The sequence below is a fragment of the Enterobacter cloacae complex sp. ECC445 genome, from assembly GCF_021892025.1.
Taxonomy (GTDB): Bacteria; Pseudomonadota; Gammaproteobacteria; order Enterobacterales; family Enterobacteriaceae; genus Enterobacter; species Enterobacter chengduensis.
On the sequence record NZ_JAKLRZ010000018.1, the window covers coordinates 17,597 to 32,690 of the forward strand.

Annotated in this window: 14 protein-coding genes; 2 read left to right on the forward strand and 12 right to left on the reverse strand. The window is 61.0% G+C overall.

What is annotated here, in order from left to right; genetic code table 11:
• Positions 1-18 precede the first annotated feature (18 nt).
• The 10 genes from L6R44_RS14655 to L6R44_RS14700 form a co-directional block, all read right to left on the reverse strand.
• Positions 19-1,218: a nicotinamide mononucleotide deamidase-related protein YfaY gene (locus L6R44_RS14655; protein WP_237424607.1), complete on the reverse strand. Its 1,200-nt coding sequence runs from the start codon at positions 1,216-1,218 to the stop codon at positions 19-21.
• Between the two features lie 93 nt (positions 1,219-1,311).
• A complete protein-coding gene (locus tag L6R44_RS14660) occupies positions 1,312-1,851 on the reverse strand; it encodes a YfaZ family outer membrane protein (protein ID WP_032641931.1) in 540 nt (179 codons plus the stop codon).
• 124 nt (positions 1,852-1,975) lie between these two features.
• Positions 1,976-3,337, reverse strand: coding sequence for an o-succinylbenzoate--CoA ligase (gene menE, locus L6R44_RS14665; RefSeq protein WP_237424608.1), 1,362 nt, complete (start codon positions 3,335-3,337; stop codon positions 1,976-1,978).
• Positions 3,334-4,299, reverse strand: a complete 966-nt coding sequence (gene menC / locus L6R44_RS14670) for an o-succinylbenzoate synthase (RefSeq protein ID WP_237424609.1) — start codon at positions 4,297-4,299, stop codon at positions 3,334-3,336. Before menC ends, menE begins: the two co-directional genes overlap by 4 nt.
• Entirely contained in the window at positions 4,299-5,156 is an 858-nt protein-coding gene (gene menB, locus L6R44_RS14675; protein ID WP_032641939.1) for a 1,4-dihydroxy-2-naphthoyl-CoA synthase, read from the reverse strand. The genes menC and menB overlap by 1 nt, the downstream gene beginning before the upstream one ends.
• Positions 5,153-5,929 carry a 2-succinyl-6-hydroxy-2,4-cyclohexadiene-1-carboxylate synthase gene (menH, locus tag L6R44_RS14680; RefSeq protein WP_237424610.1) on the reverse strand — a complete coding sequence of 259 codons (777 nt, stop codon included), beginning with the start codon at positions 5,927-5,929 and terminating at the stop codon, positions 5,153-5,155. The genes menB and menH overlap by 4 nt, the downstream gene beginning before the upstream one ends.
• On the reverse strand, positions 5,926-7,596 hold the full coding sequence (menD, locus tag L6R44_RS14685) for a 2-succinyl-5-enolpyruvyl-6-hydroxy-3-cyclohexene-1-carboxylic-acid synthase (RefSeq protein ID WP_237424611.1): 1,671 nt from the start codon (positions 7,594-7,596) through the stop codon (positions 5,926-5,928). The genes menH and menD overlap by 4 nt, the downstream gene beginning before the upstream one ends.
• 88 nt (positions 7,597-7,684) lie before the next feature.
• On the reverse strand, positions 7,685-8,980 hold the full coding sequence (gene menF, locus L6R44_RS14690) for an isochorismate synthase MenF (protein ID WP_237424612.1): 1,296 nt from the start codon (positions 8,978-8,980) through the stop codon (positions 7,685-7,687).
• Positions 8,981-9,075: 95 nt separating this feature from the next.
• Positions 9,076-9,381: a stress response protein ElaB gene (gene elaB, locus L6R44_RS14695; RefSeq protein WP_008500219.1), complete on the reverse strand. Its 306-nt coding sequence runs from the start codon at positions 9,379-9,381 to the stop codon at positions 9,076-9,078.
• A gap of 53 nt (positions 9,382-9,434) precedes the next feature.
• Complete coding sequence (locus L6R44_RS14700) at positions 9,435-9,896, reverse strand: GNAT family N-acetyltransferase (RefSeq protein WP_237424613.1); 462 nt, start codon at positions 9,894-9,896, stop codon at positions 9,435-9,437.
• Positions 9,897-9,967: 71 nt separating this feature from the next.
• Here L6R44_RS14700 and rbn point away from each other — a divergent pair, with 71 nt between their 5' ends.
• Together rbn and L6R44_RS14710 are read left to right on the forward strand one after the other, a co-directional pair.
• On the forward strand, positions 9,968-10,885 hold the full coding sequence (rbn, locus tag L6R44_RS14705; protein WP_237424614.1) for a ribonuclease BN: 918 nt from the start codon (positions 9,968-9,970) through the stop codon (positions 10,883-10,885).
• A gap of 64 nt (positions 10,886-10,949) precedes the next feature.
• Positions 10,950-11,954 (forward strand): chemotaxis protein, encoded by a 1,005-nt coding sequence (locus L6R44_RS14710; protein WP_116338576.1) that lies wholly within the window; start codon positions 10,950-10,952, stop codon positions 11,952-11,954.
• 104 nt (positions 11,955-12,058) lie between these two features.
• Here the strand turns inward: L6R44_RS14710 and nuoN are convergent, their stop codons facing one another.
• Entirely contained in the window at positions 12,059-13,516 is a 1,458-nt protein-coding gene (gene nuoN / locus L6R44_RS14715; protein WP_032641954.1) for an NADH-quinone oxidoreductase subunit NuoN, read from the reverse strand.
• Between the two features lie 6 nt (positions 13,517-13,522).
• Entirely contained in the window at positions 13,523-15,052 is a 1,530-nt protein-coding gene (gene nuoM / locus L6R44_RS14720) for an NADH-quinone oxidoreductase subunit M (RefSeq protein ID WP_023312532.1), read from the reverse strand.
• Positions 15,053-15,094 lie beyond the last annotated feature (42 nt).

Consider the following 15,094-nt stretch of genomic DNA (forward strand, 5'->3'; position numbering starts at 1 on the left):
AAGGCCCCGGCACAGGCGTTACTCCACGAACAGCGACTCGACAACGTTAATCCAGCCGTGCTCGCTGGCCACCTCTTTGCCGTTCAGCCAGCGGCGCAGCATGTTCAGCGCCATCATGGCGCAAACCTCCTGACGCACCGCCAGGCTATGGCGGGTAATGCTCATTTTTACCCGCAGCGCCCAGGTGCCTTCCGGCGTGGCCAGCGCGAAGTTGAGATGTTCTTCGTCCAGCCCGCCGACAAACAGCGCCAGGCCGGCAAAATGCTTCACCCTTCTCTCGGAGGCCCAGCGGGCGGTCTGCGCGAGGGTCTCCTGCTGGAACGGCACCACCTCGCTTGCCAGCAGCGGCGCGTTGACGCGCGACAGCTGCAGCGCCAGCAGGCCACCGGTGAACTGCTCGCTTAAGGTGACGCTCAGCTGGCGAGTCTGGAGATGCGTCGCAATCTGCGCGGGCAATCCTTCCGTCCCTTCAAAGATCAGGCTTTCGCCCGCCACGCGCTGCACCTCGGGCCACAGGGCCAGCATCGCCGCTTTCTGTTCGGCCGGGCCTGTGAGCTTAAGCTCAATGATCGGCATGGAGGAGCGGTAGCCCATGGAGACGCCCGGCGGCAGCGGGAGGCGATCGAGGCTCTGGGCCAGATCGCTTTCCGAGCGGCCAAAGGTGGTCAAACGCAGGCACAGCGGCGGTTCCGGCAGGGTAAAACGATCGCGAAGGCACGGCAGGATCTGCTGCTCGACCATCACCTTAAATTCTGAGGGCACGCCCGGGGTAAAGAACATCAGGCAACGGTTCAGCTGCATGGCAAACCCGCACGCGGTACCGACTGGGTTATCGACCAGCTCGGCGCTGGCGGGAATTTCAGCCTGCTTGCGGTTGCTGGGGGCCATGACGCGGCCACGCTCGGAGAAAAAGCGTTCCATCTGCGAAAGCCACGCCTCGTGCAGCACCAGCCCTTCGCCTTTTGCGGTTGCGGCGGCCAGCGCGCTGAGATCGTCACCGGTGGGGCCGAGCCCGCCGTTCACAATCAGCACGTCACACTGTTCGCTCCGCTCGCGCAGCACGCTGACCAGCGACTCAAGATTGTCGCCCACCGTATTGCGGCGCGTTAACGGTAATCCTTGCTCAAAGAAAAGATCGGCAAGCCAGGCCGCATTGGTATCAATAATTTGTCCATGCAGCACTTCGTCACCGGTGGATAACATCTCCACGTTAATCATTGTGTTCTCCCGCTTATTTGGTGAAAACACTATAGCGCAAACGCGGAAGGGAGAAGAGAGAAACTGGCGCGACGGAACGCCGCGCCGGAGTGCTTAGAAGCCAGCGCTCACACCAACGTACGGACCGTCGGCCAGCGCGTTGTCGCGGTTACCGTCTTTGCCCGCCAGGTTCAGATAGCGATAGCCCGCTTCGATGGTAACAGGACGCATGATGGTCCAGCGCGCGCCCGCGTTGGCCTCTTCGTAGCTGTCGATACCGCTGGAGAGGGAGTCCGGAGAGTAGTAGTACTCGCCAAACAGGCCGAAGCTGTCGCCAATCTTCCACTGCAGGCCGCCGCCCACTGCCGCCGCGTAGCCTTCGCTACCGTCGTTCGGGTTGGTGTAAACCCCTTTACCGCCGACGGTGGCCAGGAATGGGCCAAGCGGCACGTTCAGACCCAGGCCGAGGCTGGCCGCGTCGCCATCGTCATCGTTATGCGTCCAGCCGCCGGTCATCGCCAGACCGGAGGTTTCGGTCCCCATGCCAAAGCCCAGGTGGGTATAATCCTGACCCGCCGAGCCGTTAAAGCTGATGGCGTTAGCCGCCGCAGATACAACCATCAGGCCTAAGCCCAGTAATGCCACTTTTTTCATTGTCGTGATCCCGCACAATTTTTATAGAGAAGTCCCAAAACCGCGAGATTTTAACCTGGGTCTTCCGGGGATCAAGCACTCTGCGTGCGGCAGGCCGGTAGATTGTAACTATTTGAAACGGCTATTATCCCTTCAGCGTTGCGTTCACCCACGCCTGCAGCGCACGGCGCGAGACCTTAATGCCGCCATTTTTGAGTTCGGTCGGCAACAGCAGCCAGCGGACGGGCTGCTCAAAACGCGCCAGCTTATCCCTCACCCAGTCAGGTAAGCAGGTGATATCCGCCCCCGGCTCGCACTCCACCACCGCCACCGGACGTTGGCCGAACTCGGCGTCGTCCAGCGGGACGATAAACGCCTGGTTAACCTGCGGGTGCGTGGCGATAACGCGCTCCAGCGATTCCGGCTGGATCCCTTCTCCTCCGCTGAAAAAGAGGTTGTCCATGCGGCCCAGGATCGTCAGGCGACCTTCATGCCATTCACCGCGGTCGCGGGTGGCGAACCAGCCCTGGGCGTTGGTCAACGAAGCCAACTCGCCGTCGCGCCAGTAGCCTGAGGCCATGCTTTGCGCCCTGATCCACACCTCCCCGTCGACGACCTGCACCTCTCTCCCCGGCAGCGCATAGCCCACGTCCGGCTCGCCGTCCGCCTCTTTCGCGCAGACGGTAGAGGCAAACTCGGTCAGACCGTAGCCGCAGAAGGTGCGAATCCCCTGCTCGCGCGCCTGCTGCGTCAATTCCACGGGGATGGCGGCCCCGCCCAGCAGCACCGCTTTCAGTGCGACCGGCTGATGGGCATGAAGCAAACGCCAGAGCTGGGTCGGCACCAGCGAGGCGTGGGTGCAGCCGCACAGCGCCTGCTCCAGAGGCTGCTTTTCGCGCACGGTTAACCGCGCGCCGGCCTGCAGCCAGCGCCATAAAATCCCCTGACCGGAAACGTGAAACAGCGGCAGCGAAAGCAGCCAGTCGTCGTCTTCGCCGTAGGGCATCAGCGACAACACGCCGCGCGCGCTGGCAAGGTGGGCCTCGCAGGTATGGACCGCCGCTTTCGGCAGCCCGGTGGAGCCGGAGGTCAGCGTCATCGAGGCCAGCCGCGCCGGTTGCCACACCGCGCAATACGCATCGGCTGACTCGCGCATGCTCAGGGCAGGAAGTCCGTCGTAGCTGCCGTCCAGCACCAGCGCAAAGCGCAGCGTCATCTGCGGGAGCAACACGTCCAGCAGCGGGCGCGGCAGCTGGGGATTAACGGGAAGAATACGCGCGCCGCACTGGAGCAGCGCCAGCCAAGCCAGCAGGGTTTGCGGATGATTGTGGGCCAGCAGCAGCACGCCGTTGCCCTCCGCCACGCCCTGCCGATGAAATGCCGCCGCAAGGCGGTCGACGCGGGCGCACAATTGCTGCCAGCTGAGCGCCTCGTCGTTCAGCCTCAGGGCCGGTTTATCAGCACACTGCGCGCGCCAGTGCCGCCACGGCCAGTCGGTAAAGCTCATCGCAGCGGCTCCAGCGCCGCGACGTTAAGGCACGGCAGCGTGCTGTCCGGCCACGGGCGGATAAGCTGCGCCTGCATCAGGCTCAGCGTGTCGAGGCCGGGAAGGGTATCCGGCGTTAGCCAGGCGGCAATGCGCGCCAGCTGGGTCAGCCCAAGGCTGGACTCAATCGACGAACTGATCACCGCCGTCAGACCCAGCGCATGCGCCGCGGCAACCTGCTCGCGGACCTTCGCCAGGCTGCCGGTCAGCGTCGGTTTAATCACCACCGCGCTGACGCCGGGCTCGGCGACAAATTCAAAATCGTCCTCGCGCAGGCTTTCATCCCAGGCGATGGCAATCCCCGTTTCGCGGGCAAACGCGCGCGAATCATCGCGGGTTTTACACGGCTCCTCCAAGAAGGCAATGCGGCTGCGGTACGCCGGATTGACGTACTTTGCAAACTGCTGCGCCTTAAGCGGCGTCCAGGCGCGGTTGGCGTCCAGACGCAGGCGCAGATCGGGGATCGCCTCCAGCAGCAGGTTGGCGACCATGCCGTCGCGCACCGCTTCGTAGAGGCCGACCTTAATTTTCGCCACCTTCTCGCCCGGCATGGCGGAGAGCAGCGCAAACAGCTCGTCAGGATCGCCCGTGCAGAGCGGTGCCGCGCGGTAGTTAGCCTCTTCCGGCAGGCTACCGTCCAGCTCCGCCAGCGCGCAGCTGATACCAAAAGCCGCGGACGGCACGTCCGGCAAAGCCGGATCCGCACCTTCGCGCCACGCGTCTGCCCACGCCAGCAGCGCGGCCTGGGCGTCATCCAGCGACTCCAGGCTAAAGCCCGGCAGCGGTGAAATCTCGCCCCAGCCTTCCCGCTCGCCCTGCTGGAGATGCACGAAGAAGCCGTCACGGGTTTTCAACCGCCGTTCACGCAGCACCACGCCCGCGTCCATCGGTATCTGCCAGCGGTAAACCTGCGCGCGACGCATTACGGGTTCCGTTTGTATTTGCTGAAGTCCGGCTGGCGTTTTTCGTTAAACGCGTTGCGCCCTTCCTGACCCTCTTCGGTCATGTAGAACAGCATGGTGGCGTTACCCGCCAGCTCCTGCAGACCCGCCTGACCGTCGCAGTCGGCGTTGAGCGCGGCCTTCAGGCAGCGCAGCGCCATCGGGCTGTTTTGCAGCATTTCACGGCACCAGCGGACGGTCTCTTTTTCGAGATCGGCAATCGGGACCACGGTATTGACCAGGCCCATATCCAGCGCTTCCCGGGCGTTGTACTGACGGCACAGGAACCAGATTTCACGCGCTTTTTTCTGCCCGACGATGCGCGCCATGTAGGAAGCGCCCCAGCCGCCGTCGAAGGAGCCCACTTTCGGACCCGTCTGGCCAAAGATGGCGTTCTCGGCGGCAATGGTCAGGTCGCACATCATGTGCAGCACGTGGCCGCCGCCGATGGAGTAGCCCGCTACCATCGCCACCACCGGTTTTGGACAGGTGCGGATTTGACGCTGGAAATCGAGGACGTTCAGATGGTGCGTGCCCGCATCGTCCTGGTATCCGCCGTAGTCGCCGCGCACCTTCTGATCCCCGCCGGAGCAGAACGCTTTATCGCCTTCGCCGGTCAGGACAATCACCCCGATGTTGTCGTCGTAGCGCGCATCCGCCAGGGCCTGAATCATCTCTTTCACCGTCAGCGGACGAAAGGCGTTACGCACCTGCGGGCGGTTAATGGTGATTTTGGCAATGCCGTCGGTGGATTTGTGGTAACGAATGTCGGTGTAGCCTTCGGAGCAGTCTTGCCATTCAACCGGGGCATAAAGCATGTTTTCATCAGGATAGATCATAGAGTGTCCTTTGTTCGAAGACGCAGTATCTGAGCCAGACTCGCCGCAACCGCATCGGGGTTTTCCCGGTGGGCGTTGTGTCCGGCGTTGGGAATTGCATGGCGAGCGGCGTTCAGCTCGGCGGCAAGGGCCGCGAACTTCTCATCACGTTCGCCATAGAGATAATCCAAAGAGAAATCGCGTGCGCCGAGCGCGGCACGCAGGTCGGGCTGCACGGCCAGCGAGGTTGCCTCAAGCATTTTCGCCAGCGCCGCGCCGCTGTTCTGGCTGCGCAGGGTAATCAGCGCGCTGCGCTGGGCGTCCGTGAGGGAGGCGAACACGGGCTGGCGATACCAGTCACTGAACACGTTCTCCAGCGGTTCGCGGCGAAAACGTTCTGCCCAGCGGCGGTCGGATGCCCGCCGCGCCTGTCGCGCCCCGGCATCCTGCAGGCCCGGATGTCCGCCTTCTACCGCCACGCCCAGCAGCCCCTTTGGCCGCTGGCAGGCATGGAACATCGCAATGCGGCCGCCGAGGGAGTACCCGACGAGCCAGAAGTTCAGTATGTTGTAACTAAGCAGGGTTTTGGCGAGCAGCGCGCTCATCTCTTCGAACCCCGCCACGCTTATATTGCAGGATCCGCCGTGCCCGGGCAGGTCAAGATAGAGTCGGGGATAGTCGCTCAGCGTCTCGCCAACGGGCTGCCACTCGCGGCAATCTCCGGAAAAACCGTGCAAAAAGACCAGCCAGGGGTAGCCTGGCTTTCCGGCCTGCTGCACGCCGGAGAGGATCACAGCTGGCTCACCTGTGCCAGCAGGCTTTGCAGGGCATGCGCCCCGTCGGCATCGTTCACCACCAGCTCGATCAGCGTCGCGCCCGGCTGCTTCCAGGCATTGCTTAGCGCCGCGTCCAGCTGTTCCCAGCTCTCCGGGCGATGGTATTTCAGGCTGAACATCGCCGCGGCGTGTTCGAACTGCACGTTCTGCGGCATCAAATAGAAGCGCTCGCGCTCGCTCTGGGGCGTTGGCAGCAGGGAGAAAATCTGTCCGCCGTTGTTATTCACGACAATCAGCACAAACGGCGCGGAGGCCTGGCGCAGCAGCGCCAGCGCGTTGAGATCGTAGAGCGCGGAGAGATCGCCCACGATAGCCAGCGTCGATTTCGCGCTGGCGCGCTGCACGCCCGCCGCCGTTGAGATCAGCCCGTCGATGCCGCTGGCGCCGCGGTTGCTGTACACCGGGTAGCCTGCGGGCAGCTTCGATAAGGCGTCAATCAGACGTACGACCAGGCTGTTGCCGACAAACAGCTGCCCCTGTTCAGGCAGATACTGGCGAATTCGGTGCGCCAGCCCGGCTTCGCTGAAGGTCTCACAGTGCGCTTTGGTGATTTCCCAGGCCTGGCGCGACAGGTCCGGGATCGCCACCGCCCAGGGTTGACGTTTTTCCGCCGGATGCAGGTCCAGCCAGCTCTCAATGCCGCTCACCAGACGACGACCTCGATGGTGCGCCGGGTCAAGCCGCCCTTCCAGCGGGTCGACCAGCCAGTACTCTTCCGGCGTGCAGGTCGCCTGCCACTGCAGCAGGCGTTTGCCGGTCAAACTCGATCCAAGCTGGACCACAATCTGCGCCTGCGAAAGCTCGGTGACCGCCTTCGCATTGCCGAGCCAGAGGTCGGCGCACGGCAGCGGCTGACCGGTCTGGGAAAGCACGTCGCCTATTAGCGGCCAGCCGAGGGTTTGCGCCCATTCGGCGACCCGCCTGCCTTCGGCGGCGCTCATGCGCCCGGCAATAACCACGCCGCGCTTCTGCCGCCAGAAGAACCAGTCGCGCTGTTTCGCGCTCTCAAGGTGCGTCTGTTCGCGCAGCCACGGTTTTTCACTCTGCCACCAGTCGCCTAGCGTCTGCTGCCAGTCAAGACCGGTGTCGTCCAGCTCACTGTAGAGCGGCTCGGCGAACGGGCAGTTGATGTGCAGCGCCCCGCTGCGCAGTGTCTCCATGGCGTGATCGACGGTGGAGACCAGCCAGCCTGCCGGAATATCCTGGGTGGGACGCGGTAACGACACCGTCTGCGAAGGGTGCGAAGAAAAGATCCCCGGCTGGCGGATGGCCTGATTGGCGCCGCAGTCGATCAGTTCAGGAGGACGGTCGGCCGTCAGCAGGATCAGCTTTTCACCGGTTAACCCGGCTTCAATCAGGGCCGGATAGAGGTTCGCCACGGCGGTACCGGAGGTGACGATCACCGCCACGGGCGCTTTGCTGACCTTTGCCAGCCCGAGCGCCAGGTGGCCGAGACCGCGCTCATCAAAGTGGGTGTGGTGAATCAACGCCCGGTTGTCGGCGGCCGCCAGCGTTAGCGGCGTTGAACGAGAGCCCGGTGCAATACACACGTGCCTGACGCCGTGGCGGGTCAGGGCTTCAAGGATCACCGCCGCCCAGCGTCGGTTAAAAGAACTTACTGACATGAGATTGTCCGGTATCAAGAATGCGACACAGTATAAATAATAGAAAAAAATGGAATTTTGATATGAATCGGGATTGCGCGATTCAGTATTAATCCCTTAGGAGCAGAGAGCGCAATCCGGCCGCTTTATTTTCTATCTCCTGCCACTCCTGCTCCGGATCGGACCCGCTGACAATACCGGCGCCAGCATAGAGGCGCAGGGAGTCTTCCCGAACGCGCGCGGAGCGCAGCGCCACGCAGAACTCACTCTGTTCGGGGGATAAATACCCGGCCGAACCGGCGTACCATTCCCGGTTAAACGGCTCTACGGCCTGGATAAACTCGCGCGCGGGCTGGCGCGGGAGCCCGGCAACGGCGGCCGTCGGCTGGAGCACGTGCAGGCACAGCGCGTCGTCCGCCTGTTTTAACTCGGTCCAGATACAGCGTCGTAAGTGCTGGACTTTACGCAGGCGGACGACCTGCGCAGGCAGCACCTCAAGCGTCTGGGTATGGTGCTGAAGACGCTGGCAGATATCCTCCACGACCAGCATATTTTCACGCTGGTTTTTATCATCGTTCAGCAGCCACTCGCCCAGGCGCTGCGCCTGGCTATCGTCCGCGTGGCTGGCAACGGTGCCCGCCAGCGCCTCCGTGCGCAGCAGCGCGCCGCGCCGCCGCCAGAGACGCTCGGGCGTGGAGCCGAGAAACGCGTTGCTGGCGTCGAATACCATGCAGAAGTGATAGCAGTTGAGATTCAGGGCGCGGCTGGCGGCCATCAGCGCGACAGGGTTAACGCGCTGTTTACACTGCAGATCGGTGGCCCGGGCGAGGACCACCTTTTCGAAATCGCCGTGCGCGATAGTCTCTGTCGCCTTGTTGATAAGACTCAGCCAAGCCGATTTTTGCGGCAGATGCGTTTCATGTTCTACCTGCACGGACAGCGGACGGATCGGTTTGGCCGCAAGCAGCTGCTGTAAGAATACCTGCGCGGCGCGGGCATCATCCTGAAGCGAGCTATTGCCCCACAGCTGCAGGCGCAGCGTGGCGTTACCGGCGGTGCGTCGCCAGAGCAGTCGCGGTAAAAAGAGGCTGCCCTGCTCCGGGTTAAAGGCGTTCAGACCGCAGATACGGGTATCATCCGGCGCGTTTTGGTCACGTAAAAACTGGCAGGCTAATGCAAGAGAGGAAAAGTGGGCAACGGCTCCCAGCGCGGCCAGCTCTTCGTCGCCGTTACGCTGCTGCCAGTAAAACTGCGGGTAGCACTGCTGCGCGCCCAGCCAGGCAAGGGGATCGAAGGCGTCGTTTAACGGGAAAGTGACGTCGAAATGACGCATGCCGGGTGCTGCGGGTAACGCTTGCGTAAGCTGGGTACGCAGTTGTTCCAGCGCGAGGAAAATCGAATTCACGCGAACCTCTCCCTGTTAAAACCGCATATTATACGGGGTACCATAAGAAATATCAGTACCCACGTATAGGGAGTGGTTAACCGTTCAAAACGCTGTTAACGACGGGCTAAGAGCAGGCCCAGCACCAGCCCTACGGCAGCCCCCACGCCGATACCCTGCCACGGTTTCTCATGCACGTAATCATCGGCACGATACACCGCTTTTTTAGCGCGATAGTAGTAGGTATCCGACGCATGGCTGACGCGGTTTTTCACTTCATGCAGCGCCTGTTCCGCACGGGCTTTTAGCTCAATATATTTCTGATCGGCAGGGTCGCCCGAGGAACGTAACACCTCTTCCAGCGTTTCGCTCAGCAAGGCCAGGTCGTCGTCGATACGGGTATCCCAGGATTGAAATGACATATTTTTCTCCATGTTAGTGCACCAGTCCGCTAACTATAGCCAACGACGCGCCATTACGCCTGCTTCGCTTCCCGCGCCATGCCGATGTGGGGAATGCCGTCTTCATCGTACACTTCCGTTACCGGCGTGAAGCCAAAGTGCGCATAGAACGACTGCAGATGCGCCTGCGCGCCCAGGTATAACGCCTTGTCCGGCCACCGTTTTTGGCACGCTTCCAGCGTTTTCTCCATCAGCTGATAGCCCAGCTTTTCACCGCGCGCGCTGCCGCTGATGATGACCCGACCAATCACGACGGGCTCGAATTCGTCTTCGCTTTTCAGAATCCTCGCATACGCCACCAGCTCGTTATTCCTCCAGCCGAGGATATGTCGGTTCTCGCCGACCAGATCGTCGCCGTCGATGTCCTGATACGGGCAGGTCTGTTCAACCACGAACACTTCGCAGCGCAGCTTCAGCAGGGCGTAAAGTGAATGAACGGTGAGGTCACTATGGTGTAAATCTTGCCACTGGATCATGTCAGTCTCCTTCCTGGGGTTCATCACGTTATACTAAACCCCTCCCCGTTCGGCAAAGGGCTGATTGCGTTATGGAACTGATTTTTCTGGGCACGTCCGCTGGCGTGCCAACCCGCTCACGAAACGTGACGGCGATCCTATTGGATCTGAAGCACCCCACCCGCGGCGGGCTGTGGCTGTTTGACTGCGGTGAAGGAACGCAGCATCAGCTGCTGCATACCGCTTACCATCCCGGCAAGCTGGATAAAATTTTTATCACCCATCTTCACGGCGACCATCTGTTTGGCCTTCCCGGCCTGCTGTGCAGCCGCTCGATGGCCGGTAACCCCAATCCGCTGACGATTTACGGGCCAGCGGGAGTCCGGGAATTTGTTGAAACCACGCTGCGCCTCAGCGGCTCGTGGACAGATTATCCGCTGGAAGTCGTAGAGATTACCGAAGGCCTGGTTTTCGATGACGGTGACTTTAACGTCAGCGCTCGGCCGCTCAGTCACCCGGTGGAGTGCTATGGCTACCGTATTGACGCGCATGACAAGCCCGGCGCGCTGGACGCCGCCGCGCTGATGGCCGATGGCGTAAAACCCGGGCCGCTGTTCCAGCGCCTGAAGCACGGCGAGACCGTCACGCTGGAGGACGGGCGCGTCATCAACGGTCAGGACTATCTCGCCGCCCCGCAGCCCGGCAAAAAGCTGGCGATTTTTGGCGATACGGCCCCGTGCCCGGCGGCGCTCGAGCTTGCCCGGAGCGTGGACGTGATGGTGCATGAAGCAACGCTTGAAACGGCAATGGAAGAGAAAGCCAACAGCCGGGGCCATAGCTCCACGCGCCAGGCGGCGCAGCTTGCCCGTGACGCGGGCGTCGGGAGGCTCATTATCACCCACGTCAGCTCGCGCTACGACGCGCGGGGGTGCGAAAGCCTGCTGGCAGAGTGCCGCGCATTGTTCCCGGAATGTGAGCTGGCCGAAGATTTCGCTCAGGTCAGCGTTTAGCCCTTCACTTTTCCCTCAGGATGCCGATAACGATTAAAAGGCCAGCATTTCTCTCGAGGGTAGAATGGATAATTTCCAGAAAGATATTGATGACAGGGCGAATCTGACCCTGTCGAACCGTTTTGAACTGTTGCTGTTCCGTCTCGGCACGTCTCTTAACGAAAATAAATCCGAGCTGTTTGGCATTAACGTCTTTAAGCTGCGTGAAATCGTGCCGATGCCGGAGTTCACAAAGCCCGCCGGGATGAAATCGCCGCTGATGGGAATGGTGAATATTCGCGATCAGGTGATCCCGGTGATCGATCTGGCCGCCGTCGCGGGCTGTAAGCCCACCACCGGGCTGAACATCCTGCTGATCACCGAATACGCGCGCAGCGTGCAGGCGTTTGCCGTGGAGTCGGTTGAAAACATCATGCGTCTGGACTGGAAGCAGGTACACGCGGCGGAAACCGCCGTCAGCGGTCGCTACATCACCAGTATTGCGTGTCTCGACGAGAAGACCGATACCAACGATCTGGCGATGGTGCTGGACGTTGAGCAGATCCTGTACGACATCACGCCAGCGAACCACGACCTGCACGCCACCAATCTGAAGACCACGAAATTCAACATCAAGCCGGGCTCTGTGGCGATTGTGGCGGAAGACTCCAAAGTGGCGCGCTCGATGCTGGAGAAAGGTTTGCAGGCGATGGAGATCCCGGCACAGCTGCACATCACCGGCAAAGACGCGTGGGAGAAAATTGGCGTGCTGGCCGCACAGGCGCAGGCAGAGGGCGTACCCATCACCGATAAGATTGCCCTGGTGCTGACCGATCTCGAAATGCCGGAGATGGACGGTTTTACGCTAACGCGCAAAATCAAAACCGACCCGGTACTGAAGGATATTCCGGTGGTGATCCACTCTTCCCTTTCCGGCAACGCTAACGAGGACCATATTCGCAAGGTGAAGGCCGACGGGTATGTGGCTAAGTTTGAGCTGAACGAGCTGTCGTCGGTGATTGAGGAAGTGCTCGATCGTTCGATGAAGAAGATTGACGGGCCGCTGATTAGCCGCAAGCAGCTGGCGTAGTCGGGTGGCGCTTCGCTTACCCGACCTACAAAACCCGTAGGCCCTGCAAGCGCAGCGCCGCTGGGCAATAAAAAACCCGCCGAGGCGGGTTTTTTGCTTTTACCTTACATTAATGGCATCGCTCGCTGCACGATATCAATCAGCGGCTGCGGATAGATACCGAAGATCAGCACCAGCAGGGCTGAGATCAGCACCACGATACCACCGGCGCTGTACTGCCAGTTGGATGGCGCATCGCGGTTGAGCTGCTGAGGCGCACTCAGGTACAGGCTCACGGCCACGCGCAGGTAGTAGTAGAGACCAATCGCGGAGCCGATAACCACGCCCGCAGTCAGCCACCACAGGTGTGCCTGCACACCAACGGCCAGCACGTAGAACTTACCGATAAAGCCCAGCGTCATCGGGATACCCGCCAGAGAGAGCATCATCACGGTCATCACCGCGGACAGGATCGGACGGTGCCAGAACAGACCACGGTAGGAGAACAGTGAATCAGCGTCCGGACCACGGTACGGGCTGGACATCAGGCTCACCACGCCGAAGGCGCCGAGGCTGCTGAACAGGTAACCGGCCAGATACACGCCCACGGCTTCCATCGACATCTCACCGCTCTGCAGCGCAATCAGCGCCACCATCAGGTAGCCCAGATGAGAGATGGACGAGTAGCCCAGCAGACGTTTGATGTTGGTCTGGCTCAGCGCCATCAGGTTACCGAAGATGATGGAGACGAACGCAATAATGCCCAGCACCACGCGAACCGCTTCACTGTCACCCACCGGCGCGTACAGGAACAGACGCATAACCACCCCGAAGATGGCGATTTTGCTCGCCGTCGCCAGGAAGGTCGACACCGGCGCTGGCGCGCCCTGGTAAACGTCTGGCGTCCACAGGTGGAACGGCACCAGAGAGAGTTTGAAGCCAAGGCCAACAATCATCATGCCCAGACCCGCCAGCAGCAGCGGCTCATGCAGCATGCCGTCACCGAGGCTCTTGCCGAGCGCCATAAAGGAGAGGTTACCGGACTGTGCGTACACCAGCGCAATACCAAACAGCAGGAACGAGGACGCCGCCGCAGACAGGATGGTGTACTTGATGCTTGCTTCCAGGGAGCGCTTCTGACGGAAGGCGTAACCGATCAGGCCGAACAGCGGCAGCGAGATCAGCTCAATGCCGAGGAACAGCGCGGCCAGATGGTTGGCATTCGCCAGCAGAATGCCGCCCAGCGCGGCAATCAGAACCAGCAGGTAAAACTCTTCTTTGTTGTCGTTGTAGCCTTCGAGCCACGGGTAGGCAAAGGTACAGGTCGCCAGGCTCGCCAGCAGCACCAGACCGGTATACAGCATGGCATAGCCGTCAACGCGCATCAGCGGGGTGACGTCCATCGCCCCGCCCTGGCCAACAAACCAGAGAGAGACTAACGCGGCGTTCAGGCCGATGACCGACAGCGTGGCATTCAGGAAGTGATTGCGTCGCCACGCAATGGAGAGCATCACAACCACCACCGTCAATCCGACGATCAGCAGCGGTAGCAGCGCAATCAGTTGTTGTGGAGTTATTGTCATGGCGATTTACGGCCTTGTAGTAGAAGCAGAATTAACAAACCACTGCTGGATGTTGCCCATCGCGCTGTGCGAGGTATCCAGAATCGGCTGCGGGAAGAAGCCCAGCAGCACCAGCAGTACGACCAGCAGCAGGATGATGAACAGCTCGCGCAGCGACATCCCCGGCAGTTCTTGTGCGGCAATTTCGCTCTTCGCTTTACCGAAGTAAGCGCGGTGCAGCATCGCCAGCGAGTAGACGGAAGCAAACACCAGACCGAAGGTGGAGATCACGGTAATCACCGGCACCACTTTGAAGCTGCCGAACAGAATCATAAATTCGCCGACGAAGTTACCGGTACCCGGCATCCCCAGGGTGGCAACCGCGAAGAACATTGAGAGCGCTGGCAGCCACTTAATTTTGCTCCACAGGCCGCCCATCATGCGCATGTCGCGGGTGTGCAGACGTTCATACAGCTGGCCGCACAGGATGAAGAGACCGGCTGCGGACAGACCGTGCGCAATCATCTGGATCACCGCCCCCTGGTACGCCAGCTGGCTGCCGGTGTAGATGGCAATCAGCACGAAGCCCATGTGGGAAACGGAGGTGTAGGCAATCAGACGCTTGATGTCGTACTGGGTGAAGGCCATCCACGCGCCGTAGAAGATACCGATCACGCCGAGCCACATGGCAATTGGGGCGAACTCTGCGGAGGCGTTCGGGAACAGCGGCAGCGCGAAACGCAGCAGACCGTAGGCCGCGGTTTTCAGCAGGATGCCCGCCAGGTCAACGGAACCCGCCGTTGGCGCCTGAGAGTGCGCGTCTGGCAGCCAGCCGTGCAGCGGAACCACCGGCATTTTCACCGCGAACGCGATGAAGAAGCCCAGCATCAGAAGATATTCCACGCCGTGAGACATTGGGGTCTTCAGCAGGTCTTCGTAATTGAAGGTCCAGGTACCGGTCGCGTTGTGGTGAACAAACACCAGCGCCAGAATGGCAATCAGCATCACCAGACCGCTCGCCTGGGTATAGATGAAGAACTTGGTTGCCGCCGTGATACGCGTTTTACCGTCGGATGCCTTGTGGCCCCACAGCGCGATCAGGAAGTACATCGGAACCAGCATCATCTCCCAGAAGAAGAAGAACAGGAACATGTCGATGGCAAGGAACACGCCGATAACGCCGCCCAGGATCCACATCAGGTTCAGGTGGAAGAAGCCCTGGTATTTTTCGATTTCACGCCAGGAGCAGAGTACCGCCAGAACGCCGAGCAGACCGGTCAACACCACCATCAGCAGTGAGAGACCGTCAATCGCCAGGTGGATCGTAATGCCGAAACGTGGGATCCACGGCAGGATGAACTCAGACTGCCACTGCGGAATGCCCGCAGACTGGGTCAGTGAGTAACCGCCCTGCAACCACAGTTGCAGGCCAAGCGCGAGCGTCAATCCCATGGTGATCAGCGCGATCCAGCGCGGCATCTTCACGCCAAAGCGTTCAGTCTGCCAGCACAGGAAGCCGCCGATGAAGGGAATTAATATTAGCCAGGGTAGTAACATGGCGATTTACATTCCTTTTTAAGGCCCCCAGCAGGGGCCTGA